General features: G+C 65.6%; 24 protein-coding genes. 5 read left to right on the top strand and 19 right to left on the bottom strand.

The genetic code is table 11. The features are described 5' to 3' along the window. Window positions 1-85 precede the first annotated feature (85 nt). The 3 genes from lspA to ACNJYA_RS34715 form a co-directional block, all read right to left on the bottom strand. Entirely contained in the window at window positions 86-580 is a 495-nt protein-coding gene (gene lspA, locus ACNJYA_RS34725) for a signal peptidase II (protein ID WP_212259353.1), read from the bottom strand. 10 nt (window positions 581-590) lie between these two features. Next, complete coding sequence (gene ileS, locus ACNJYA_RS34720; RefSeq protein ID WP_212259354.1) at window positions 591-3599, bottom strand: isoleucine--tRNA ligase; 3009 nt, start codon at window positions 3597-3599, stop codon at window positions 591-593. A gap of 203 nt (window positions 3600-3802) precedes the next feature. Then, window positions 3803-4786, bottom strand: a complete 984-nt coding sequence (locus ACNJYA_RS34715; protein ID WP_212259355.1) for a bifunctional riboflavin kinase/FAD synthetase — start codon at window positions 4784-4786, stop codon at window positions 3803-3805. 230 nt (window positions 4787-5016) lie between these two features. Between ACNJYA_RS34715 and ACNJYA_RS34710 the strand changes: the two genes are divergently transcribed. Beyond that, window positions 5017-5412 carry a response regulator gene (locus ACNJYA_RS34710; RefSeq protein ID WP_008567674.1) on the top strand — a complete coding sequence of 132 codons (396 nt, stop codon included), beginning with the start codon at window positions 5017-5019 and terminating at the stop codon, window positions 5410-5412. 140 nt (window positions 5413-5552) lie between these two features. On the opposite strand, the gene ACNJYA_RS34705 is transcribed toward ACNJYA_RS34710, so the two are convergent. Both ACNJYA_RS34705 and ACNJYA_RS34700 read right to left on the bottom strand, forming a co-directional pair. After that, a complete protein-coding gene (locus ACNJYA_RS34705; protein WP_439401560.1) occupies window positions 5553-6407 on the bottom strand; it encodes a TIGR01459 family HAD-type hydrolase in 855 nt (284 codons plus the stop codon). A gap of 15 nt (window positions 6408-6422) precedes the next feature. Next, window positions 6423-7901 (bottom strand): EAL domain-containing protein, encoded by a 1479-nt coding sequence (locus tag ACNJYA_RS34700; RefSeq protein WP_439401559.1) that lies wholly within the window; start codon window positions 7899-7901, stop codon window positions 6423-6425. 315 nt (window positions 7902-8216) lie between these two features. On the opposite strand from ACNJYA_RS34700, the gene ACNJYA_RS34695 reads away from it, so the two are divergent. Beyond that, the gene (locus ACNJYA_RS34695; protein ID WP_439401558.1) at window positions 8217-9056 is read left to right on the top strand and encodes a class I SAM-dependent methyltransferase; all 840 of its coding nucleotides are present in this window, start codon (window positions 8217-8219) and stop codon (window positions 9054-9056) included. A 47-nt stretch (window positions 9057-9103) separates the two neighbouring features. Here ACNJYA_RS34695 and ACNJYA_RS34690 read toward each other — a convergent pair whose 3' ends face one another. From ACNJYA_RS34690 to uvrC, 7 genes are all read right to left on the bottom strand, one after another. Then, complete coding sequence (locus tag ACNJYA_RS34690) at window positions 9104-10234, bottom strand: YihY/virulence factor BrkB family protein (RefSeq protein ID WP_260380988.1); 1131 nt, start codon at window positions 10232-10234, stop codon at window positions 9104-9106. Next, the gene (locus tag ACNJYA_RS34685) at window positions 10234-10818 is read right to left on the bottom strand and encodes a phage holin family protein (protein ID WP_439401557.1); all 585 of its coding nucleotides are present in this window, start codon (window positions 10816-10818) and stop codon (window positions 10234-10236) included. Before ACNJYA_RS34685 ends, ACNJYA_RS34690 begins: the two co-directional genes overlap by 1 nt. A gap of 91 nt (window positions 10819-10909) precedes the next feature. Then, the gene (prmB, locus tag ACNJYA_RS34680) at window positions 10910-11869 is read right to left on the bottom strand and encodes a 50S ribosomal protein L3 N(5)-glutamine methyltransferase (protein ID WP_439401556.1); all 960 of its coding nucleotides are present in this window, start codon (window positions 11867-11869) and stop codon (window positions 10910-10912) included. Then, on the bottom strand, window positions 11869-12336 hold the full coding sequence (locus ACNJYA_RS34675; RefSeq protein WP_172788773.1) for a molybdenum cofactor biosynthesis protein MoaE: 468 nt from the start codon (window positions 12334-12336) through the stop codon (window positions 11869-11871). Before ACNJYA_RS34675 ends, prmB begins: the two co-directional genes overlap by 1 nt. Window positions 12337-12573: 237 nt before the next feature. Beyond that, window positions 12574-12825, bottom strand: a complete 252-nt coding sequence (moaD, locus tag ACNJYA_RS34670; RefSeq protein ID WP_157286520.1) for a molybdopterin converting factor subunit 1 — start codon at window positions 12823-12825, stop codon at window positions 12574-12576. Further along, window positions 12822-13439 carry a CDP-diacylglycerol--glycerol-3-phosphate 3-phosphatidyltransferase gene (gene pgsA / locus ACNJYA_RS34665; RefSeq protein WP_172788771.1) on the bottom strand — a complete coding sequence of 206 codons (618 nt, stop codon included), beginning with the start codon at window positions 13437-13439 and terminating at the stop codon, window positions 12822-12824. Before pgsA ends, moaD begins: the two co-directional genes overlap by 4 nt. Window positions 13440-13534: 95 nt before the next feature. Continuing rightward, the gene (gene uvrC, locus ACNJYA_RS34660) at window positions 13535-15595 is read right to left on the bottom strand and encodes an excinuclease ABC subunit UvrC (RefSeq protein ID WP_439401555.1); all 2061 of its coding nucleotides are present in this window, start codon (window positions 15593-15595) and stop codon (window positions 13535-13537) included. Window positions 15596-15843: 248 nt separating this feature from the next. On the opposite strand from uvrC, the gene ACNJYA_RS34655 reads away from it, so the two are divergent. Then, window positions 15844-16467: an outer membrane protein gene (locus tag ACNJYA_RS34655; protein ID WP_439401554.1), complete on the top strand. Its 624-nt coding sequence runs from the start codon at window positions 15844-15846 to the stop codon at window positions 16465-16467. 71 nt (window positions 16468-16538) lie between these two features. Here the strand turns inward: ACNJYA_RS34655 and ACNJYA_RS34650 are convergent, their stop codons facing one another. From ACNJYA_RS34650 to ACNJYA_RS34635, 4 genes are all read right to left on the bottom strand, one after another. Continuing rightward, window positions 16539-16754, bottom strand: coding sequence for a cold-shock protein (locus tag ACNJYA_RS34650; protein WP_008544396.1), 216 nt, complete (start codon window positions 16752-16754; stop codon window positions 16539-16541). Between the two features lie 266 nt (window positions 16755-17020). After that, window positions 17021-17881 (bottom strand): 23S rRNA (adenine(2030)-N(6))-methyltransferase RlmJ, encoded by an 861-nt coding sequence (locus ACNJYA_RS34645; RefSeq protein ID WP_439401553.1) that lies wholly within the window; start codon window positions 17879-17881, stop codon window positions 17021-17023. Between the two features lie 128 nt (window positions 17882-18009). After that, entirely contained in the window at window positions 18010-18702 is a 693-nt protein-coding gene (locus ACNJYA_RS34640) for a ribonuclease T2 family protein (RefSeq protein ID WP_439364650.1), read from the bottom strand. A gap of 117 nt (window positions 18703-18819) precedes the next feature. Beyond that, the gene (locus tag ACNJYA_RS34635; RefSeq protein WP_172788766.1) at window positions 18820-19281 is read right to left on the bottom strand and encodes a hypothetical protein; all 462 of its coding nucleotides are present in this window, start codon (window positions 19279-19281) and stop codon (window positions 18820-18822) included. A gap of 182 nt (window positions 19282-19463) precedes the next feature. Between ACNJYA_RS34635 and ACNJYA_RS34630 the strand changes: the two genes are divergently transcribed. Both ACNJYA_RS34630 and ACNJYA_RS34625 read left to right on the top strand, forming a co-directional pair. Further along, the gene (locus ACNJYA_RS34630) at window positions 19464-19772 is read left to right on the top strand and encodes a hypothetical protein (RefSeq protein ID WP_172788765.1); all 309 of its coding nucleotides are present in this window, start codon (window positions 19464-19466) and stop codon (window positions 19770-19772) included. A 45-nt stretch (window positions 19773-19817) separates the two neighbouring features. Then, on the top strand, window positions 19818-20348 hold the full coding sequence (locus tag ACNJYA_RS34625; protein WP_271509094.1) for a DUF3617 domain-containing protein: 531 nt from the start codon (window positions 19818-19820) through the stop codon (window positions 20346-20348). A 188-nt stretch (window positions 20349-20536) separates the two neighbouring features. Here the strand turns inward: ACNJYA_RS34625 and ACNJYA_RS34620 are convergent, their stop codons facing one another. The 3 genes from ACNJYA_RS34620 to ACNJYA_RS34610 are packed head-to-tail and all read right to left on the bottom strand — an operon-like array spanning window position 20537 to window position 23214. Beyond that, entirely contained in the window at window positions 20537-21925 is a 1389-nt protein-coding gene (locus tag ACNJYA_RS34620; protein WP_172788763.1) for an ATP-binding protein, read from the bottom strand. A gap of 18 nt (window positions 21926-21943) precedes the next feature. Continuing rightward, window positions 21944-22675 (bottom strand): response regulator, encoded by a 732-nt coding sequence (locus ACNJYA_RS34615; protein ID WP_212259367.1) that lies wholly within the window; start codon window positions 22673-22675, stop codon window positions 21944-21946. Further along, window positions 22672-23214 carry a MarR family winged helix-turn-helix transcriptional regulator gene (locus ACNJYA_RS34610; protein ID WP_172788761.1) on the bottom strand — a complete coding sequence of 181 codons (543 nt, stop codon included), beginning with the start codon at window positions 23212-23214 and terminating at the stop codon, window positions 22672-22674. Before ACNJYA_RS34610 ends, ACNJYA_RS34615 begins: the two co-directional genes overlap by 4 nt. Window positions 23215-23346: the final 132 nt, after the last annotated feature.

Raw genomic sequence — 23346 nt, 5'->3', positions numbered from 1 at the left:
TTCAAATTGTAGCAGATTGCCGCTCGCACGCGGCTCAAACCCTTGCAAAAGCAGGGTTCCACCTGCCGGTCCGTATCGGCCGGGATCAGGGCGCTTTTGCGGCGGGTACCCCCAAGAAGGAATCATACAATAGCGCCGCCACCCCAGCAACGATGGCCACGTCCGCGAGGTTAAACACATACCAATTATAGGTATTTCCGGCGATCTCGATGTGGAACAGGGCGAAATCCACCACCGCGCCATAGGCCAGGCGGTCGATGCCATTGCCGATGGCGCCGCCGATGATCAGGCCGAGCGCGACGGTCGCGAGCACGGTGTGCGAGCGCGCCATCCAGATCGCCAGCGCAACCACGGCAATGGCCTTGACGGCCATCAGCGTGAGCTGCGCGGCCTGGCTGTCGTTCTGGAGCCAGCCGAAGCTGATGCCGATGTTCCAGGCCAGCACCAGGTCGAAGAACGGCGTCACCCGCACAGCGCCGCGACGGGCGAGGTCGAACACGTTCAGGAGCCAGAGCTTCGAGGCTTGGTCGGCCACGAGCGTGACCATGGCCGCGAGGATGCCGGCGCGGAGCGGGGTCATGGCCGGCCGGTCAGACCGCCACCCCCAACGCCTTCCATTCGCGCAGCGCCTTGGCGTCGCGCGGGGTGACGTCGGGATATTCGGCGTCTTCGCCGACCATCGGCGAGATCTTCCAGGAGCGGGCGCATTTGGTGCCGACCGCCTTCTCCACCGCGACCGCGACGCCGGGGACGGCATCGAGGCGGAATGCCGAGGCCGGCGCCTCGCCCTCCCGCACCTCGTAGTTCGAGGTGATGCAGACTTCAGCCAGATCGATGTCGAACAAGGTCGCCAGCATGCCGCGATCGGCGACATAGATCACAGGCGATGCCTCCAGCGACGAGCCGATGTTCTTGGCGGCGCGTTCCAGCTCGAGCGCGCCGGTGACGACGCGGCGGACGTTGCGGATCGCCTCCCACTTCGCGGCGAGCTCGTCGTCGCGCAAGGCTTCGAGATCGGCGGGGAACAGCGTCAGATGCACCGACGGTTCGGGGTCGGGCCGGTACATGCGCCACGCCTCCTCGGCAGTGAAGCTGAGGATCGGCGCCAGCCATTTCAGGATCGAGGCGCATAACAGGTCGATCGTCGTCAGCGCCGCCTTGCGCGTCAGCGAGGAGGGCGGATCGCAATAGAGCGTATCCTTGCGGATGTCGAAATAGAATGCGGAGAGCTCGCTGTTCAGGAAGGCGGACAGGATCGCGACCACGGTCTTGTAGTCGAACTCCCGATAGGCCTTGCCGATCGCAGCGGCGCGCACCGCGAGCTCGTGCAGCATCAAGCGCTCGAGCTCGGGCATCTCGGCGGGCGCGACGGCGTCGGCCGGCTTGTAATGATGCAGCGTGCCGAGCATCCAGCGCACGGTGTTGCGCAGCTTGCGGTAGGTCTCGACTGTGTTCTTCAGGATCTCGGGGCCGATGCGCTGGTCGTCGGTGTAGTCGCAGGACGCGACCCAGAGCCTCAGGATGTCGGCGCCGGATTCCTTGATGACGGCCTGCGGCTCGATGGTGTTGCCGAGCGACTTCGACATCTTGCGGCCGTCCTCGGCCTGGGTGAAGCCGTGGGTCAGCACGATGTCGTAAGGCGCGCGGCCGCGCGTGCCGCAGCTTTCCAATAGCGAGGAATGGAACCAGCCGCGATGCTGGTCCGAGCCTTCCAGATACATCACCGTGTCGGCGCCGCCGTCGACCTTGCGCTTGATGCCGGCGAGCCCGGGAAACTGCACGGGATCTTCGAGCACGAAAGCGTGGGTCGAGCCGGAATCGAACCAGACGTCGAGAATGTCGTCGACCTTCTGCCAGTCCTCGTTCGCGCGGGGCCCGAGGAAGCGCTCGCGCGCGCCCGTCGCGTACCAGGCGTCGGCGCCTTCCTTCTCGAAGGCTTCGCCAATGCGCGCATTGACGGCCTCGTCCTGGAGGATCTCGGCGGAGCCGTCACCCTTCTCGCGCACGAACACGGCGATCGGCACGCCCCAGGCGCGCTGGCGCGAGATCACCCAGTCCGGGCGCGCCTCGATCATGCCGTTGATGCGGTTCTCGCCCGACGGCGGCACCCATTGCGTCACCGAGATGGCATGCAGCGCGCGGGCGCGCAGCGTGTCGCCGCTCTTGGCCTTGCCGCCCTGCGCAATGTCCTTATCCATCGCGATGAACCATTGCGGTGTGTTGCGGAAGATCACCGGCTTCTTGGAGCGCCAGGAGTGCGGATATTGATGCTTGAGCCGACCGCGCGCGAGCAGCATGCCTCTGTCGACGAGCGCCTTGATCACGGCCTCGTTGGCATCGCCCTTCTCGCCCTTGTCGGTGATGACGCGCTTGCCGACAAAGCCCGGCGCATGATCGGTGTAGGCGCCGTTCTCGTCGACGGTATAGGGGATCGCGGTGTTGATGCCGCGCGCATCGAGATCGCGCGCCTGTGCCATCCAGGCATCGAAGTCCTCGCGGCCATGGCCGGGCGCGGTGTGCACGAAGCCGGTGCCGGTGTCGTCGGTGACATGGTCGCCGGGCAGCAGCGGCACGACGAAGTCGTAGCCACCGCCAACGCCCCTCAGCGGATGGGCACACTCGATCGCGTCCATGGTGTCGCCGGGGACGTCGCGGACTTTCTCGTAAGCCGTCACCCGCGCCTGCTTGAAGACGTCTTCCGCGAGCGCATCGGCGAGGATCAGGAGGTCGCCGGTCTTGGCCCAATTGTCGGCGGGGGCGTCCGTCACCTTGTAGAGGCCATAGGCGATCTTCGGCGAGAACGAGATGGCGCGGTTGCCGGGCAGCGTCCAGGGCGTCGTGGTCCAGATCACGACGCTTGCGGAGGCGAGCGCACCGTGCGCGGGCGAGGTCACCGGGAACTTCACCCACACCGTATCGGAGGTGTGGTCCTCGTACTCCACCTCGGCTTCGGCCAGCGCGGTCTTCTCGACCACGCTCCACATCACCGGCTTGGAGCCGCGATAGAGCGTGCCGTTGGCGGCGAACTTCATCAGCTCGCGCGCGATCTGGGCTTCGGCCGGATAGCTCATGGTGGCGTAGGGATGGTCCCAATCGCCGATGACGCCGAGGCGCTTGAACTCCTCGCGCTGCACGCCGAGCCAGTGCGTGGCATAGGCGCGGCACTCCTTGCGGAAATCGATCATCGCGGCGGAGTCGCGGAAGTCGGGCTTCTGCTTGCCCTTCTTGCGATAATGCTCCTCCTCGACCTTCCACTCGATCGGCAGGCCGTGGCAGTCCCAGCCCGGCACGTAGTTGGAATCGAAGCCGAGCATCTGCTGGCTCTTGGTGACGAGATCCTTCAGGATCTTGTTCAGCGCCGTGCCGATATGGATGTTGCCGTTGGCGTAGGGCGGGCCGTCATGCAGCACGAACTTGGCGCGGCCTTTCCCATTCTGGCGCAGCTTCTCATAGAGGCCGATCTCGTACCAGCGCTTGAGGATCTCCGGCTCGCGCTGCGGCAGGCCGGCGCGCATCGGGAATTCGGTCTGCGGCAGGAACAGGGTCTTCGAATAGTCTTTGGCTTCAGACTTTTGGGACTTTTGCGGCTTTTCGGACATGAGGCTGACTGGCTCGGAAAGGGCGCGGGAACGGATGGCGATGCGGAATCGCGGGTGAAACGACGAAATCCCGGTCTTGCGCCGAGCCTTCAGGCTCAGGCGGAAGCCGGGCCGCTAATCCCTATGATGCGCCGCGCAAACATGGGCTCTCCATAGCAGGGGGCCGGAGGAAGCGCAAAGGGCCGGCGAGGCCGGGTTTCGGCTCAATCGATCGCGCCCAGCCGCGGAAACGCGTCCGGCGCGGCGGCGAGCATGGCGCGGGCGCGGGCGGAATCGTCGTCCATCTGCCGGATCAGGGCCTCCAGATCATCGAATTTCAGCTCCTCGCGGATGAAGCCGATGAAGGCGCAGTCGAGCGCCTGTCCGTAGAGGTCGCCCTTGAAGTCGAACAGGAAGATTTCGAGGAGCGGAGCGCCATTGTCGAAGGTCGGGCGGCGGCCGAAGCTGGCCACCCCGTCCAGACGCTCCTGATCCTTTCCCTGGCCGCGGCCGACCCGCACCGCGTAAATGCCATGCTTGAGGCCGCAATTGGCGTCCAGGCGGATGTTGGCGGTGGGATAGCCGAGGTCGCGGCCGCGCTTTTCACCGTGGATCACCTCGCCGGTGATGAACCAGGGCGCGCCCAGCATGGTCGTGGCCTCGTCGAGCTGGCCCTCGGCGAGCGCGATCCGGATCGCGCTGGAGGAGACCGGCCGTTCGTCGATATCGACATGCGCCTGCACGTCGACCTCGATGCCGAGCCGGGGCGCCTCGTTGACGAGAAGGCTGGGCGAGCCGACCCGACCCTTGCCGAAATGGAAGTCGTAGCCGACGGCAATGCCGCTGACCCCGAGACGCCCGATCAGGTCATGGTGAATGAAATCTTGCGCGCTGGTTCCGGCACGGGCCTTGTCGAAGGTCATGACCACGGCGCCGGCAAGCCCGGTGCCAGCCAGAAGCCGCAGCTTGGCCCGCTCGTCCGTCAGGCGGAATTGCGGGGTGTTGGGACTGAAAAACCGCCGCGGATGCGGCTCGAAGGTCAATGCCAGCGCAGGGCGGCCATGCGCCCTGCCCATCTCCAGGGCAGCCGCGATGACGGCGCGATGGCCGAGGTGAACGCCGTCGAAATTGCCCATGGCGACCACGGCGCCCCTTGGAATCGCGGAATCCGGCGTTGTATCGCGGATGACGGTAAAAGGCGGAGCCATCAGGGGAATTCTCGAACCGGGCAGGACCGGCCCGGACCGTGGCGCGACCGGCCGTGCGAAGTCAAGCGGCGGGGCGGGCAGACATTGAACACGATTTCAGTCCTTCGGAGCTGCCCGCAGTTAACGCGCTGTTTAAGGCCTTGGTGCTAGTGCTTGAGGCGTGGAACTGCCGGGCGCCGGCCTGGCAGGTCCGATCGTAATATTCCTTGGTTTGCGTTGGGGGAGTCGAGATGGCGGTTGATTTGTCGATGCCGGTTCTGGTGGTGGATGACTACAGCACCATGATCCGTATCATCCGGAATCTGCTGAAGCAGCTTGGCTTTGAGAACATCGATGATGCCAGCGACGGTTCGGCAGCGCTGAACAAGATGCGCGGCAAGAAGTACGGGCTCGTGATCTCCGACTGGAACATGGAGCCGATGACGGGCTACGACCTCTTGCGCGAAGTCCGCGCGGATCCGAACCTCGCCACCACGCCCTTCATCATGATCACCGCGGAATCGAAGACCGAGAACGTGATCGCGGCCAAGAAGGCCGGCGTGAACAATTACATCGTCAAGCCGTTCAACGCGGCGACGCTGAAGACCAAGATCGAGGCGGTCTTCCCGGACATGGCGAGCGCGTAAGCGCGATCGTGTCCCGGACAAGGCGCGGCACGTTAGTGACGCGACGCTGAGCCGGGACCCAGTCTATCCCACGACATCGCTTACGGCTTCTAGGCCCCGGCTCTGCAGCTCTTCGAGCTGCGTCCGGGGCACGATATTTTCTACCACTTCAATTCGCGCATCAGCGCCTTCGGCGGGTGGCCGAACAGCTCCATCACCGAATTCGGGTCGAGCTGGTCGAGGCCCTCGAACTCCTCGGCATGGATGCCGCGGGTGACGAACAGGCAGTCGATGCCGAATTCGCGGGCGCCAGTTAAGTCGGTGCGGACGGAATCGCCGATCGCCAGCACCTTCTTCCGGTCGATCTGGTAGCCTTGGCGCTCCCCGGCAAGCGCCATGGCGCGCTCATAGATCGGCCGGTGCGGCTTGCCGTAGAATATCACCTCACCGCCGAGCTCGCGATAGAGCTCCGCGATCGCGCCGGCGCAGTAGATCAGCCGGTCGCCGCGCTCTACCACGATGTCGGGGTTGGCGCAGACCAGCGTCAGCTTGCGCTCGCGCGCCTTCAGCATCATGCCGCGATAGTCTTCCGCCGTCTCGGTCTCGTCGTCGTAGAGGCCGGTGCAGACGATGTAATCGGCCTCCTCCAGCGGTGCGGTCGCCGCATCGAGGCCGCGATAGATCGAGTTGTCGCGCTCGGGGCCGAGCCAGAACATCTTGCGGCCTGGATGCTCGGCGACATAGAGCCGGGTCAGATCGCCTGAAGAGACGATCGCGTCATAGGTCTCATCGGGGACGCCGAGCTTGCGCAATTGCCGCTGCACGGAGTCGGCCGGGCGCGGCGCGTTGGTAATCAGGATCACCGTACCGCCGCGGCTGCGATAGGTGTGCAGCGCCTCGCAGGCCTCGGGGAAGGATTCCAGCCCGTTATGGACCACGCCCCAGATGTCGCTGAGCACGACCTCCACACCGCCCACGAGCTCGCGCAGGCCTTCGGCAAAATGCAGCGCGGTCATGACGTGCGCGGCCGATCAGATGCGGCGCGCGAGCGCCGCGTTGCCTGTGATGCGTTGGGACGGAGGCGCCGCGGACGTTGCGCCTGAGCTGGGTGTGGCGGAGCCATTGGATCCCTGAATGTCCTGCGCCTGGTTCGGCGAGGCCCCGCCGGTAGCAGATGCCCCTTCGGGCCGCAATGGCCGGGGCGGTGCGAACAGGAACCCTTGGCCGAACCGTACGTCATAGTCGAGCAGGTCGACCACCGCGCGCTCGCCTTCGATCCGTTCGGCGATCAGGTCGATGCCGAAGCGGCCGAGCAGGTCGGAGAGGTCGGAGGGGTGGATGTCGGAGGCGGAAGCCTGCTTGGGATCGAGCAGCAGCGCGGCCGGCACCTTGATGAAGCGGACCCCGCGATCGGCCAGCTCGCGCGGCTCGATGCGCAAATCCGTGACATGGTCGATCGAGAAACGGAAGCCGCGCTGGGCCAGTGCCGCGAGGTTCTCGGTCTCGGCCGGACCGAGATTGCGGAAGGTCGACTGCTTGAACTCCAGCACCAGCGAGGGCGCCAGCGCGCGGTTGGCTTCGAGGAAATCGAGGCATTGCGCGAAGGTGGTGGAATTGCCGACTGTGGAGGCCGCGACGTTGCAGAACACGCCGACGTCCTTGTTGCGCACCATCAGGCGCCGCAGCACCTGCACGCAGCGCAGCATCACCATGTTGTCGATGCGCCCGATCAGCCCCGAGGCTTCCGCGATGCTGATGAACTCCTCGGCCGCGATCAACTGGTCGCGCTCGTCGCGCAGGCGCGTCACCGCCTCGTAGAACCGCACCTTGCGCTGCGGCAGCGTCACCATCGGCTGCAGGAAGATATCGATGCGATTCTCGTCGACCGCATTGCGCAGCGTCGCCAGCAACTGGGTCTGGTTGCGTCCATTGGCGGCCTGAACCGGGCTGGCCGCCTGGACCTGGACCGGCGGCGGCGCCGGCCGTGGCGGGGGCTCCGGAAGCGGAGGAGGAGCGAACGGCTTCTCCTCGAAGGGGGTAGCCAGATCGATCGGCGTTTCCGGCTCGGGCCGCGTGACCGGGGCGGGTGCGGGCGCCGGCGCGTGGCCGGCGAGCAGATCCTCATGGGCCGCGACGGTGGTGGCGAGCTGCCTGACCAATCCGCCCAGTTCGTTGATCTCGCCAATGACCGACTGGATTCGGTCGGAATTGGTCGAATTCGACGAGGCGATGCGGCTCTCGATGGCAGCCAACCGGCGGCCGAACTCGGCCACCTGGCGGGCGAGGTCGGCGGTGCCGCGCGACAGGTCGGCGATCTGGCCGCCGACGTCGCTGCGGTCGCGCAGTCGCATCGACACCGCGTTGTAGAGGATCAGGAAGGTGAGCGCCGTCAGCGCCACAATCGCCGATTCCGTTCCGCTGATGCCGGCGACCGAATAGAGCACGAGCCCGAGCGAGGCCGCGACCAGGACCATGCAGATGGCGATGAAGATCGTCGAAATGCGAATCATGCCGCGCGTTGTGCCTTTAAGAGCTGACTGCTTCACCCGGGAAAACACGGGTCGCGCTCGACTCCGTCACGCCTCATGCTCCCCCAAGCATCCATGAGCCTAACATCATTGTTGATTCGAGGGGATAGTGGCTGTTTCGCAGCCCGGTCGGTCCGCGGCCGAAAGCTTTCGAGGCAGCGGCTGCGAAACCTCGCACGGCCTCTGCGGCTCCGGTGCGGAAATCAAGACGCTCTCAGCGGAAAATCATGCCGCCCTCAAGGCCAGCGAGCCGCATGCGCTCTATCGTCCCGGCGTTCTCAACCGCAGGAGATTGCCATGTCGACATCCGCCGCCCTCAAGCCAGTTGCCCCCCAACCCGATCTTGCCGCCGTCAAGCAGCGCCAGCACGGCGCCTGGTCGTCGGGCGACTATGCCGTGGTCGGCACTACCTTGCAGATCGTCGGGGAACAGCTCTGCGAGGCCATCGACTTGCGCGCCGGCAGCAAGGTGCTGGACGTCGCCGCCGGCAACGGCAATGCGACGCTGGCAGCGGCGCGGCGCTGGTGCGACGTCACATCCACCGACTACGTGCCGGCGCTGCTCAAGCGCGGGCGCGAGCGCGCGATGGCCGAACATCTCACCGTCGAGTTCCGCGAGGCGGATGCCGAAGCGCTGCCGTTTGCCGACGCCAGCTTCGACGTCGTGCTCTCCACTTTCGGCGTGATGTTCACCCCGGATCAGGACAAGGCCGCGTCCGAGCTCGCACGGGTCTGCAAATCCGGCGGCAAGATCGGTCTTGCCAACTGGACGCCGCAAGGCTTCATCGGCCAGCTGTTCAAGACCATCGGCAAGCATTTGCCGCCGCCGGCGGGCGTGAAATCGCCCGCCATGTGGGGCACGACGGCACGGCTCGAGGAAATGTTCGGCGGCGTGGCCGCCGAGATCGCCGCCGAGCCGCGCATGTTCGTGTTCCGCTATCGCTCGCCGGACCATTGGCTCGACATCTTCAAGACGTTCTACGGGCCCACGCTGAAGGCGTTTGCTGCGCTCGACGCGAGCGGCCAGGCCGCGCTGACGCGCGATCTGCTGGCGCTGCTCGGGGAGTTCAACCACGCCGATGACGGCACGATCGTGGTGCACAGCGAATATCTGGAAGCCGTGATCACCAAGCGCTGACCGCGCCCGAGATGCGGTCGGGCCAGCTCCGGCCCGACCGCCACCGATCAAAATGGCGCGGTGGCGCCGACCGTGTCGGCGGAGACGGCGTCGCGGGTGCCGAGCGGCTTGGGAGACCCCTCGGTGGTGTCCTTGAGCGTCTGCCGCTCGATCTCCGAATTCAGCTCGGCGCCGAACATGATGACGATCGCCGACATCCACATCCACATCATCAGGCCGATCGCCGCGCCCAGAGAGCCGTAGGTCGCGTTGTAATTGGCGAATTCCGAGAGATACCAGGACAGCAGGGCAGAGCCTGCGATCCAGAGGATCGCGGCCATCACGGCGCCGAGGCTCAGCCATTGCCAGCGCGGCGCGTCACGGCTGGGCGCGAAGCGGTAGAGAATGGCGAGTGCGACCAGCAGGATGACGAACAGCAGCGGCCATCGTGCCAGCGCCACGATCAGCTTGCTTTCCGGCGCCATGCCGAGATGATTGAGCGCAAGCGGGAAGGCGACGACGGCTCCCACCATCAACAGCAGCGCCACGATGCCGCCGACGGTGAAGGCCAGCGAGATCATGTTCAGCTGGATGAAGCTGCGCTTCTCGCGTTCCTCATAGGCGACGTTGAGGGCGTCGAAGATCGCCTTGACGCCGGCATTGGCGCTCCAGATCGCAAGCAGCAGGCCGACCAGGAAGGTGACACCGAGCGTCGTATTGCCGTTCGACACCACGCGCGCGACCTGGTCCTCGACGATCTGGAACGAGCCCTCGGGCAGCATGGTCGCAAGCGTCTGGAGGTTGGCGCTGATCGTCGCGGGATCGGCAAACAGGGCATAGGAGGAGACGAGTGCGGTGACGGCGGGGAAGAGCGCGAGCAGGCCGAAGAAGACGACGCCGCCCGCCGTCGCGAGCAGGCGATCCTCGTCGATGCGCTGATAGGTCCGCCAGAAAATATCCTTCCAGCCCGCCCAGGGGATCTCGAACGGGCTTTTCGCCCGGCGGCCGCGGCCCGGCTGCATCGCCGCGCCGGCCGGGTGCGTTTCCGGGGAATTCGCTTCGCCCTTGCGGTGGTCTGGCGGAGGCCCGGGCCTCGCCAGGCCGGAATCCTGAAAGTAGTGCTCCGCGGTCAGCACGAACACGGCCGTCGCCGCCACCAGCAGCCAGGAGTCGATCTGTTCGGAGCGCCGCGCCAGCATCACGCCTCCAGACTGCGCCTGTTGCGTCTCCGCCGGGCGGCCGTCAGCCCGACCAGGCCGACCGCGGCGAGCATCAGGCCGAGCTGCACGGGATGGTTGGCGCGGGCCGGCCAGGTCTTGATGCCGCCGCGCTCGCCCGGTGCGAGCGGCGCGAGGGGAATCGTCGTTGCGACCTCCTTCACCGCCTCCTTAACCGTTCCACGCGGGATCCGGGGCGTGGCGACCGCCACGCGCAGACGGCTCGCGAGCGGCACCACCGGCTTGGCCTTGCGTTTCATCTGCGCCATGGCCACGCCGGCACAGACCGCGGCCAGCACCAGCAGCACCGTGGCGACCACGCCAAATCCCCAGAATTGCCCGTAGATGATCGCGACCCAGCGGTACAAGGCGATCAGTCCGACGAAGAACGCCGCGACAATGAACAGGCCGGCGACCGCGAACAGCCCGCCGGCGACCGCGTAGGACGTCACCTTCCCTGTTGCCTGACTGGTCTGGTCACGCAGATAGGATTGAGCAGCGCGTTTGACGTGATTGAGCTTGAGCGCCATCCCGGCGCGCAGCAATTCGCCCGATGGCGCGAGCATGCGGACATCCTCCAAGGACTAGAAAATTCGTCGGGGGATGAACGTGGCGATATTTGACTTGTTCCGATTGAGCGTGACCGGCCGTGATGAATCAGCCGAGATCGGCGGCTGCGATCCAGAACACCTCGCCCTCGGAATCTTCGGTGTCGAGCCAGAGCAGCGGCAGTTCCGGAAAGGCCTCGTCGACTAGCTCGCGGCCGCGGCCGATCTCGCAGATCAGCCCGCCCTGCGGCGTCAGGTGATCGGGCGCATCGCGCAGGATCCGGCGCACCACGTCGAGACCGTCGGCGCCGCCATCGAAGGCGAGCTTCGGCTCGGCCCGGCACTCCGGCGGCAATGCCGCCATGCCCTCGGCGTCGACGTAGGGCGGGTTGGTGATGATCAGGTCATATCTGTTGCCGCCGAGCGGGGCGAACAGGTCGCCGCGATAGAGGCTGATCCGGTCCTCGAGCCCGTATTCGCCGACATTGCGCGCAGCGACCTCGAGCGCGCCCTTGGAGATGTCGACGGCGTCGACGGTGGCGTTCGGGAAATGATGCGCGGCGAGGATCGCAAGGCATCCCGAGCCCGTGCAGAGATCGAGCACGCGCTCGACCGCCGTCGGATCGTCGATCAGCGATCCGGCCTCGCCGTCGGCGCCGAAATGCGACTCCAGGAGCTCGCCGACGAAGGAGCGCGGAACAATGACGCGCTCGTCGACATAGAAGGGCAGGCCGCGCATGTAGATCTTGTTCACGAGATAGGCGGCCGGTTTGCGCGTCGTGACGCGCTGATGGATGAGATCGAGGAGGGTCTTGCCTTCCGCGGCGGTGAGGCGCGCGTTGGCAAAGATCTCGAACTGGTCGGGAGTGAGATGCAGCGCCTCGCAGACCAGGAACGCGGCTTCCGCGACGGGATCGGTCGTGCCATGGGCAAAGGCGAGCTTCGCCTCGACGAAGCGGCTCACCGCGTAGCGGACGAAGTCGAGCAGCGTGAGAAGCTCGCCGGGTCCCACCTTCGCGAGCTTCGGCGCGGCGCGGCCGCGCGCGGTCTTCTTCGTAACTTTAGCCATCAGGATTTCGTCCAGCGTGCGGCGGCTTCGTCGTCACGGGCATGGGCCTCGACCCAGCCGGTGCCGGTGGCGCTCTCTTCCTTCTTCCAGAACGGCGCGCTGGTCTTGAGATAGTCCATCAGGAACTCGGCCGCCTGGAACGCCGCCTGCCGGTGCTGCGAGGCGGTCACGACCAGCACGATGTTCTGGCCCGGCATGAAGCGGCCGACGCGGTGGATCACCGTGACGCCGTTGAGCGGCCAGCGCGAAATGGCCTCGTCGGCATGGCGCCTGATCTCTTCCTCCGCCATGCCGGGATAATGTTCGAGCGTCAGCGCCGCGACGTTGGCGCTGTCCTCGTCGGCGCGGCATATCCCGGAGAAGCTCACGACAGCGCCGATATCGGTCCGGCTGCCGGTCAGAACCGAGATCTCGCGCGCGATGTCGAAATCGTCTTCCTGGATACGGATGGTGACGGGGCAGGTCATGATCGTGCCGCTTCGATGGTGCCGCACCTCTCCCATAGGGAGAGGTCGCGCCGAAGGCGCGGGTGAGGGGATCCGCCCTCTCGTGAGACCTGTGCCCCCTCACCCGGATCGCTTACGCGACATAGCCGAGGCTTTGCCTCGGCGTTCTCTAACACGGCCGCCGAAGGCGGCCTACGCCTCTCCCCTTTGGGGAGAGGTGAGCCGACACCGTACGCTCGTCTGTTCGAGAGCATCAGCCTAGCCGCCGGTCATGGGCGGGAAGAACGCGATCTCGCGGGCGCCTGCAATGGCGGCGTCCTGCTTGACGTGAGCGCGGTCGATCGCGGCACGGATCACCTTCGGCTTCTCGAACGCATGCGCATAAGCCTCGCTTTGGCCGGAGAGCCAGGCGATCAGCTCCTCGACGGTGCGCACGCTCGCGGGCGGCTCGATCGTCTCTTCGGCCTTGCCGACGCGCTCGCGCACCCAGGCGAAATACTTCACCTTCATCCCTCGTCCTCCTTGATGAGGTGATGGATGCCGGCGCGGAAATAGTCGTAGCCGGTGTACATGGTGAGGATCGCCGAGGCCCACAGCAGTGCGAGGCCAATCATCGAGACCACAGGCACGACCTCGTCGCCGGCAGGACCCGCGAGCAGGAACCCGATCGCTACCAGCTGGACCGTGGTCTTCCACTTCGCAAGCTTGGTCACGGGCACGCTGACGCGGAGCGCAGCCAGATATTCGCGCAGGCCCGAGACCAGGATCTCGCGGCACAGGATCACGATGGCGGCCCATAGCGACCAGCCGTGAATGATGCCGTCCGCGGCCAGCATCAACAGACAGGAGGCGACCAGCAGCTTGTCGGCGATCGGATCGAGCATGCGGCCGAAGGCCGATTGCTGATTCCAGATCCGCGCGTAATAGCCGTCGAGGTAATCGGTCACCCCAGCGGCAATGAAAATGGCGACCGCGAGCCAGCGCAGCCAGAGCGGCTGATCCAGAATCGACTGCGCATAGATGCATCCGACCACGACCGGGATCGCGGCGATCCGGCCGTAGGTCAGGATGTTGGGGAGGGACATCGCGCGGCTGGTGGTCCCTCGTGTCGTGGCGATGTTCATCCGTCCTACCAATACCGCTCAAGCCTGAAGGTCAACCGTTCCACTCCCAAATGGGATGCAGGATGCGACGACCATATGACCGCCGCCTCCTTAGTTCACCCCGGCTGGGGATGGAAATACTCGAAAATCCTGCGGGCGCTCTCGGCGCTGACCCCCGGAACCTTGCCGAGATCGGCGATCGAGGCCCGCTCGATCTCTTTCAGGGTGCCGAAATGATGCAGCAAGGCACGTTTGCGTGACGGGCCGATGCCCGGAATCTCCTGCAAGCCGGCCTCGCGGATGTCCTTCTTGCGCAGCTTGCGGTGCGAGCCGATGACGAAACGGTGGGCCTCGTCGCGCAGGCGCTGGATGAAATAGAGCACGGGATCGCGCGGCTCCAGCTTGATCGCCTCGCGCTCCGGCATGAACAGGGTCTCGCGGCCGGCATCCCGGTCCGGCCCCTTGGCCACCGACATCAGCGACACCTGGGTGAGGCCGAGATTGGCGAAGATCTCGCGCACCGCGTTGAGCTGGCCGCGGCCGCCGTCGATGATGACGAGGTCGGGCCATTGCGGGAAATCGTCGTCCTTGGCCTTGGTGGCGGCGTCCTCGGGCGGGTTGATCAGGCGCTTGAAGCGGCGCTCCAGCACCTCGCGCATCATGGCGAAGTCGTCGCCGGGCGTGATCCCTTCCGACTTGATGTTGAACTTGCGGTACTGGTTCTTCACGAAGCCATCAGGGCCCGCGACGATCATGGCACCGACCGCGTTGGTGCCCTGGATGTGGCTGTTGTCGTAGACTTCGATGCGCTTGGGCATGTGCGGCAGGCTCAGCGTCGCGGCCATGGCCTCGAGCAGGCGGCTTTGCGTCGCGGTGTCCGCGAGCTTGCGGCCGAGCGCCTCGCGCGCATTGGTCAGTGCGTGGGCGACCAGCTCCTTCTTCTCGCCGCGCTTGGGCGCGGTGACCTCGACCTTGTGGCCGGCCTTGATCGACAGCGCATTGGCGAGCAGCTCGCTCTCCTCGATCTCGTGCGAGAGCAGGATATTCTTCGGCGGCGGCTTGTCGTCGTAGAACTGGGCCAGGAAGGACCCAAGCACTTCCTCGGGCGTAAAGCTCTTCTCCGCGCGCGGAAAATAGGCGCGGTTGCCCCAGTTCTGTCCGGTGCGGAAGAAGAACACCTCGACGCAGGAGAAGCCGCCCTCCTGGTGGATGGCGAACACGTCGGCTTCCTCCACCGTGCGTGGGTTGATGCCCTGCTGCGACTGGATCGCCGACAGCGCGGCGAGGCGGTCGCGGTAGAGTGCGGCGCGCTCGAATTCGAGCTCGTTCGAGGCCTTCTCCATCTCGCCGGCGAGCTCCTGCTTCACCGCATGGCTCTTGCCGGAGAGGAAGTCGCTCGCCTCGCGCACCAGCGTCGAATAGCCGCCGAAATCGATCTCGCGGGTGCAGGGGCCGGCGCAGCGGCGGATCTGGTGGAGCAGGCAGGGCCGGGTGCGGCTCTCGAAGAAGGAATCGGTGCAGGAGCGGATCAGGAACGCCCGCTGCAGCGCCGTGATGGTGCGGTTGACCGCGCCAGCAGAGGCGAACGGGCCGAAATAGCGTCCGGGCCGGGTCTGCGCACCACGATGCTTGAGGATCTGCGGCGCCCAATGGTCGCCGGTGATCAGGATGTAGGGAAACGATTTGTCGTCGCGCAGCTGCACGTTGAAGCGCGGCCGCAGCTGCTTGATGAGGTTGGCTTCCAGCAGCAGCGCCTCGGTCTCGGTCGTGGTCGAGACGATCTCCACGGTGACGGTGGCCGCGATCATGCGCAGGATGCGGGCCGGCAGTGGCGCACTCTGGCGCGCATAACTGGACAGGCGCTTTTTGACGTTCTTGGCCTTGCCGACATAGAGCACGTCGGCGCTCGCATTGAGCATGCGATAGACGCCGGGCGAGGTCGGCGCGAGGCGGACCGCGCGCTCGATCGCCTCGTGACCGATCGCGAGCGGGCCTTCGCCGACGGCGCCGCTCTCTTCCAGGATGTCCGGCAGCAGCGCATCGTCCTCGTCGTCGCCGCCTGCCGCCGCGGGATCGACGTCCGGCGCGGCCAGCCGCTCGGGCGGGGCGTCGCTCGCAGCAGGCTGCGGCGGCTTGCGCGCGCGGTCGTCCGGATTGTCGGAGGAATCGTGAACCATGGGGCGAATTTAGGCGCTGGGGGTGCCGATTTGAAGTTCCGGCCATGCCGCACGCAAGAGGATGGCGGCCAGTTTCCGGTAACGCTTCCTTAAGTCTGTTAAGCGGGCGGTAACCCGACTTAACAGCCCTTTAACTTAAAACTCTCGATAAATCCTACGCGAAAAGTTCTTGGTTCCGTAACCGTCCGGTTTTGCTCGCGCGGCGGCGCGGACATCGCTCGGTTGCGACAGTTGCGTTGGAGTGAGTGATGAAGAGGCTCGTTGTGGGCGCAGCCGCGTTGGTTGCAGCCGGCTGGACAGCTTCGGCAGAGGCCGCCGATCTCAATTACGGGCAGCGTGCGCCCTATACCGTCAATCAGCCGCTCAATGCCTATAGCTGGGCAGGTCCCTATCTCGGCGGCAACATCGGCTATCAATGGGGCTCGGTCGACAACAACCCCACCAAGCCGTCCGGCTTCGTCGGCGGTGTGCAGGCCGGCTACAATTTCCAGAACGGCCCGTGGGTGTTCGGTGTCGAGGGCGACATCCAGGCCGTCGGCGCCGACGACACCTTTGCGCCGTGGAAATTCTCCAACCCATGGTTCGGCACCCTGCGCGGCCGCGCCGGCTATGCGTTCAACAACGTGCTGTTCTACGGCACCGCCGGGCTCGCCTTCGGCGAGCTGCGGGCGCAGACCTTCGGCTGGACGGAGTCGCACACCACCGCCGGCTGGACCATCGGTGCCGGTGCGGAAGTCGGCCTCACGCCGAACTGGAGCGCCAAGCTCGAATATCTCTACATCGATCTGTCGACCAGCCAGTTCGCAATTACGGGCGTATCAAACGGCTATAGCGCCAGCGTTGTCCGCGCAGGCGTGAACTATCGCTTCTGACATCCAAAGAAGAAAATACCGGACCAGCCTCCCGGCCGCTCGCGGCCGGGATTTTTTTCGCGCCAGGCTCGCTAGGAGAGGATCACAAGATTGACCGCCTTTGGTCCCTTCCCCTTCTTGTCCGGTTCGACTTCGAAAGTAATACGCTGTCCTTCGGCAAGGTCCTTCAGTCCCGCCCGCTCCACAGCGGTGATGTGAACGAAGACATCGCGACCGCCGTCGTCAGGCTTGATGAAGCCGTAGCCGCGCTCGCCGTTGAAGAACTTGACCGTTCCCGTCATGGCCATCGGGAAACTCCCCCTCATTGCTCCTCCGCCGCGACGCAGACTCACGTCGCGACATGACCGGGCCATACGGAGCCCGGGAGCTGGCCATCCCTTGGACGGACCTGATCGGTCCGGCGGGATCTTTCTTAGGGCCTTCACTCCGCCGCAACCATTCGCGGAAGCGGAACGTAAAGCCAGTCACGGAAATAGCATAATACGGTTCTTTGCAGATTGACTACCGGTCCTGCATATTTTTCCCAAGAATGCCGGAGTGTTACGGCCTGACGTTAAGGCTTGGGTACCTCCAGTCGGAATCTGGCAGCCCCGCCCTGGCCGAGCGGTATTTCCAGCTCCGGCAGAATGGTCTTGAGCTCGCCGTGCAGCGTGTAGGGCGGGTTGACGATCAGGAGCCCGGTGGAAGTGAGGGCGGCGCTGTCGGCTTGCGGCGCGACGCTGAATTCGAGGCGCAGGCATTTTCCGGTCGGCTTTGCTGCAGCTGCGAGCCGCGCCACGGTTTGCGCCAGCGTGTCGGTGGCGCGCCGGTTCTTGGCGGGATACCAGATTACGTAGATACCGGTCGGCCATTTCGCGAACGCCGCCGAGAAGACGTCGCCGAGCCGCTCGAACTCGTCCTTGGCCTCGAAGGGCGGATCGATCAGCACGAGGCCGCGCCGCTCCTTCGGCGGCACGAAAGCCGGCAGCGCCACCCAGCCGTCGAGATCGACCACGCGGGCCTGCTCGTCGCGGCGCAGCGCGTCGATCAGCGCTTTCCGTGCCTTCGGCTCGAGCTCGCAGGCGACGAGCCGGTCCTGCGGCCGGAGCAGGCCGCGCGCGATCAACGGCGAGCCCGGATAGATCTTGAGCTCGCCCTTCGGATTGAAGGCGCGGACGATGTCGAGATAGGGCTTCGTCAGCGCCGCGCTCTCGTTCGACAGGCGCGCCTGCAGCAGCCGCGCGATGCCGGTCAGCCATTCGCCGCCGCGGCGCGCCTCGTCGCTGTCGAGATCATAGAGGCCGGCGCCGGCATGGGTGTCGATGACGCGGAACGCTGCCGGCTTGTCCTGCAGATAAGTGAGGATGCGCGCCAGCACGATGTGCTTGATGACATCGGCGAAGCTGCCGGCGTGGAAGGCGTGGCGGTAGTTCATGGGATAGGACTACGTTGTCTGGCGCGATCCCATCCCCTTGTCATTGCGAGCGCAGCGAAGCAATCCAGAATCTTTCCGCGAAGGCCGTCTGGATTGCTTCGTCGCAAGGGCTCCTCGCAATGACGGGCCTACCCGCCCCTGATCGGCGGCATCGTCACCTGGTCGCGGCGGCAGGCGCGGCGCTCGATCTCGTCGCAGGCGCGGAATTGCAGGTCCTTGCTGAGGCAGATGCGGACCTCGGACAGCCGTGTCCGGTTGCAGGTGACCGAGACGGCGGCATTACTGAGACCCGGATTGGCCTTGATGAAGGCCTCCTCGACGTCCGCCGGCGCGACGGTCTTGGGTTGTGACAGATCGAGATACTCGGTCGGAATCTTGATCGCGGCGCGCGCCTTGCGGATCATCTCGAAATAGCTGCGGCCCTCGAGCCCGGAACAGGTGCCGTGCTTGTCCCACTCGTTGAAGATCAGGCCCGGCGCCGGCATCAGGTCGAGCATCGAGGAGACGATGTTGCGGTTCAGGCGCGGCGCCGGCCGCTGGCAATATTCCGGAAAACCGTTCTCGTATTGCGGCCACAGCCCATGCACCACGAACGCGTAGGGCCGGCCGCCGCATTGCATCTGGGACCGGCCGCCGCGTTCGGCTGCTTCCTCGCAGAACGAGGGCGACCACGACAGCGACAGCACATAGAAATCGAACTCGCCGGGTGCGTTCTGCCGCTTGTCCTGCGCCTTCGCACCGCCGGCGAGGGTGGCCAACCCAGTTGCGAGGGTCAGCGAGATCATCAGACGGGACAACGAACGCAATCGGGAGTGAAACATGGCGACGCCCCTCAACTAGACTGTGCGCACAGCCTAGCAGGCGATGGGAACATTTCAAGAACAAAATTGGGGCGGCAGTCGTCGGCCGGCTGATCAGCCCTAATCAGCCGCTTCGGGTCAGGGCTTGGCGGCGCGGCAGGCCGGATTGTAGGCCCAGTTGCGGTCGACGCCGACCACGCACCACTCGACGCCGTTGCCGTAGCCGGCGAAGCCGCCATCCTCAATGAGCGAGAAATGCACCTTGCGTACCTTGCCGTCGGTGAGCATGGCGTCAGCGGTGCAATAGCGGCGCGGAATGTTGTCGGACTGCCAGGGGCGGAACGCGACCTCGCGAACGGCGGAGAAGCCGGTGATCTTCAACGGGGAATTCCAGAACCCGCTTTCCTTTTCCCAGAATTGGGTGGCGATCGTCGGCAGCGCCCTGTCGCAATCGGCCACGGCGCCGTCATAGCGCGGCCCGCTCAGCCAGAAATTCAGCTCGAGCGGATTGGCGGCCCTGGCCTCGCCGAGCGACAGCGCTCCCAACATGAGGCCGAGCACGGCGGCAAAGCGGAGCGATTTCTGGGAGGGGGCGCGCATGGTCAATCCGGACAGCTGGCTCTTGCGAAGGTCGGACGGTGCCGCGAAGGTTGGGGGAGGTCAAGTGCAGCGCGGCAACACTTCGCCAGGACTTGACCAAGATGTCGCGGCCAACAGGGTTCGGTTCTTTTCACGCCCCTCCCGGCACCGTAAACTGGCGCCAGCCAATTGGAGTGACGGGAATGCGAATCATTGCGGCCGCGGGCCTTCTTGCCAGCCTGGTTGTCTCGGGCATGATGGCGAGCCAGTCGGCGCGCGCCGACATCTTTGCTCCGGTGCCGCCGTTCAAGGGCAACGACACCGGCGGCATCATCGCCTATTCGATGGCGACCCAGGTCGATGCGCGTCAGGTCGCGGTCGATCACTGCGCCCGCTACGGCAAGGTCGCGAAATTCCTGGGCGTGCAGGCCTATGAGGGCGGCTACATCTCGTTCGCCTGCCGCTGGGTGCCCTATGGCGCCGCCGATCGGCCGATCCGCACGCTCTACTGAGGTGCTGTCGTAGCGCCGCACTTCTCTCAGCCGGGAGCCTTCGACATGACGCGCAAATTCGCTTTGCTCGGCTCGACGCTCTGCCTCGCGTTGTCGGCAGGCGGCGCCAGCGCCGACGACCTGCCGGTACGCAAACCCGGTCTTTGGGAGATGAAGCTGGTCACATCAGGCTCGCCGGTGCCCGAGATGACCATGCAGCACTGCACCGACGAGACCGTCGACAAGGAGATGAGCAATAACGTCTCCCCGATGGCCAAGCAGATCTGCGCCAAGCAGGAGATCAAGAAGACTGCGACCGGCTATGTCAGCGATTCCGAGTGCAGCGTCGCCGGCGTCAGCACGACCTCGCATGCGGAGATCACCGGCGATTTCAACTCGGCCTACACGGTGAAGACGACCTCGCATGCGCAAGGCGGCGTCGCCGGCACGGCCGGGCGCGATAGCACCACGACGCTGCAAGCCAAATGGCTCGGGGCCTGCAAGCCGGATCAGAAACCCGGCGACATCGTCATGCCCGGCGGCTTCAAGATGAACACGCGCGACATGGACAAGCTGAAGGCGCTGCTGCCGAAGTAGGGTCAGATGGTCGCGAGACAGTAGTCCGAAAATCGGTGCGCTCCCTCGCCCCGTTCTTACGGGGAGAGGGTTGGGGTGAGGGGCCTCTCTCCACACGTGCGGTCGTCAAGGGACCTGTACCCCCTCACCCGAATTCGATCTGCGATCGCATTCGACCTCTCCCCGCAAGCGGGGAGAGGTAAGAAAGCCTACACCGGAATCCGCACGCTCGCTCTCAATCCCCCCATCGGGCTGTCCCCCAGCGTGATGTCGCCGCCATGCGAGCGGGCGATGTCGCGGGCGATCGCGAGCCCCAGGCCGGTGCCGCCTTCGTCCTGGTTGCGGGCGTTGTCCAGCCGCAGGAACGGCTTGAACACCTCTTCGCGCAAGTGCGCGGGTATGCCCGGGCCGTCGTCATCGACGGTGACCGTCAAATAACGGTGATCGCGCTGGCCGGTGATGGCGATGTTCTTGCCGTAGCGCGCTGCATTGGTGACGAGGTTGGCGAGGCAGCGCTTGAACGAGGCCGGCTTCACCGTCACCACGGGCAGACCGTTGAAGGCGACGGTCGCGGTATGGCCGTGGCGCTCGGCATCGCTGCGCAGCTCCTCGAGCGCCTGCGCCATGTCGGTCGGTTGCGACTGCTCGCCGGAATCGCCGCGCGCAAACGCAAGGTAATCCTCCAGCATCATCGACATCTCGTCGACGTCCTTGCGCATGCCCTCGAGCTCGGGATTGTCGCCGATCAGGGCCAGCTCGAGCTTGAAGCGGGTCAGGATGGTGCGCAGATCGTGGCTGACCCCGGCGAGCATCGCGGTGCGCTGCTCCATCGTGCGCTCGATGCGCGACTTCATTTCGAGGAAGGCGACCGCCGCGCGCCGCACCTCGCGCGCGCCGCGCGGTCTGAAGTTCGGCGCCTCGCGGCCCTTGCCGAAACTCTCGGCGGCATCGGCAAGGCGCAGGATCGGCTTGATCTGGTTGCGCAGGAACAGCACCGCCACGATCAACAGGATCGAGGACGTGCCGACCATCCAGAACAGGAAAATCTCCGAGTTGGAGGCATAGGCGGCGCTGCGCTGCGCGAACACGCGCATCACGGCATCGTCGAGCTGGATGCGGATCTCGACCAAGTTAGAGCGGCCGACCGTATCGATCCAGAACGATCGCCCGATCTGGCGGCCGAGCTGCACCGACAGCGTCTGGTCGAGCAGCGAGAAGAACGGTTTTGGTCCCGGCGGCGGCATGTCGCCGGCGGGCAGGAAATCGACGACCAGACCGAGCCGCTGCTGCGCGATGCGGCGGATCTCGTTGCGGTCCTTGTCCTGGGGATAGCCCTTGTAGACGTCGATGAGTGCGGCGATGTCCTGCACCACCGCGGCCGACAGGCGTCGCGTCACCGTGTTCCAGTGCCGCTCCATGAACACGAAGGCGACGACCGATTGCAGCACCACCATCGGCACGATCATGATGAGGAGCGCGCGGGCGTAGAGGCCGGTCGGCATCCAGCCCTTGAACGCGTTGCCCATCCAGCCGTTGGCGGCGGAGACGCGGCCGGCGGCGCTCTTCAGAAGCGTCAGGCCGGTATCGATCGTGCTCATCTGGCGCGCTTCACTGGTTTATGGCGAGGCCACCAGCCGGTAGCCGATGCCGCGCACCGCCTGCAGGAACAGCGGATTGGCAGGATCGGTCTCGATCTTGCGCCGGAGGCGGTTGATCTGCACGTCGACGGCGCGCTCATTGACGCTGCCGTTGCCGGTCAGCGCGCTGCGCGGCACGGTCTCGCCCGGCGTCTCCGCGAGAATCCGCAGCATCTCGCGCTCGCGGTCGGTGAGGTGGATGACCTCCTCGCCCTGGCGCAATTCGCCGCGCTCGAGATGGTAGACATAGGGACCGAACGCGATCTTCTCGACCGCCGTGGCCTGCGGCGGCGGCGCGGCGCGCTTGAGGATGTTGTTGATGCGCAGCGCCAGCTCGCGCGGCTCGAACGGCTTTGCCACGTAATCGTCGGCGCCGATCTGCAAGCCCTCGATGCGGGCTTCCGCCTCGTGGCGCGCCGTCAGCATCACGATCGGCACCGACGACGAGGTGCGGATGAAGCGGGCGAGGTCGAAGCCGGTCTCGCCGGGCATCATGACGTCGAGGATCAGGAGATCGAAATGCAGGCCCATGAGCTTCGAGCGCGCATCGCCGGCGCTCGCCGCGGTGGTGACGCGGTAGCCTTCACTCGCAAGAAAGCGCGAGAGCAGGTCGCGGATGCGGCGGTCGTCATCGACCAGCAAGAGATGCGGGGCATCATCGGCCGGTTGCACCGGCGGGCGGGCGATCGTGGCAGCGAGCGGCACGGTCACTCCTTGGCGTCTTGGTTGACGGAAGCGAAGATCGTCTCGAGCACCTTGTCCGGATCGTCGCGGTCGATCATCGCGCGCAGGAAGCGCTTGACCGTCTCGGCATCCTGGGGCCCCATCTCGGCGAGCGCCCTGGTGATCCGCGTGGTCTGCAGTCCGGCGAGCTTCTGCACCAGCGCCTCGCCCTTCGGTGTCGCGTAGAGCAGGCGCTGGCGACGGTCATTGTCGCCGGTCTTCTGCACGATATAGCCCTCGTCCAGGAGCTGCTTCAGCACCCGGCCGAGCGACTGCTTTGTGATGCGCAGGACGTCGAGCAGATCGGCGACCTTCAGCCCGGGATAGCGGTAGACGAAGTGCATGACCCGGTGATGGGCCCGGCCGAAGCCGAATGCCTCCAGCTCCTGGTCGGGATCGCCGACGAAATCGCGATAGGCGAAGAACAGCAGCTCGATGATATCCCAGCGCAAATTGCCTCCGTCACCTGCGGCCGGCTTGGTCCCGGCGGCATCTTGAGGGGGAGTCGCGAAATTTATGTCAGGCATATTGACGTATCTTGGTTTCAATGTTACAAAAGGATCGACCCACACGAAACTTTAGATCGTTTCGCGCCGGGTGGCATCGGAGCAGGACGGCCGGAGAGAGCCGGACAGGCGGCGACGGCCGAAGCAGATCTA

The organism is Bradyrhizobium sp. BLXBL-01 (assembly GCF_051853025.1).
In the GTDB taxonomy this organism is placed as follows: domain Bacteria; phylum Pseudomonadota; class Alphaproteobacteria; order Rhizobiales; family Xanthobacteraceae; genus Bradyrhizobium.
The sequence above is the reverse complement of the archived record's forward strand: the minus strand, read 5'-3'. Positions and strand labels throughout refer to the sequence as shown.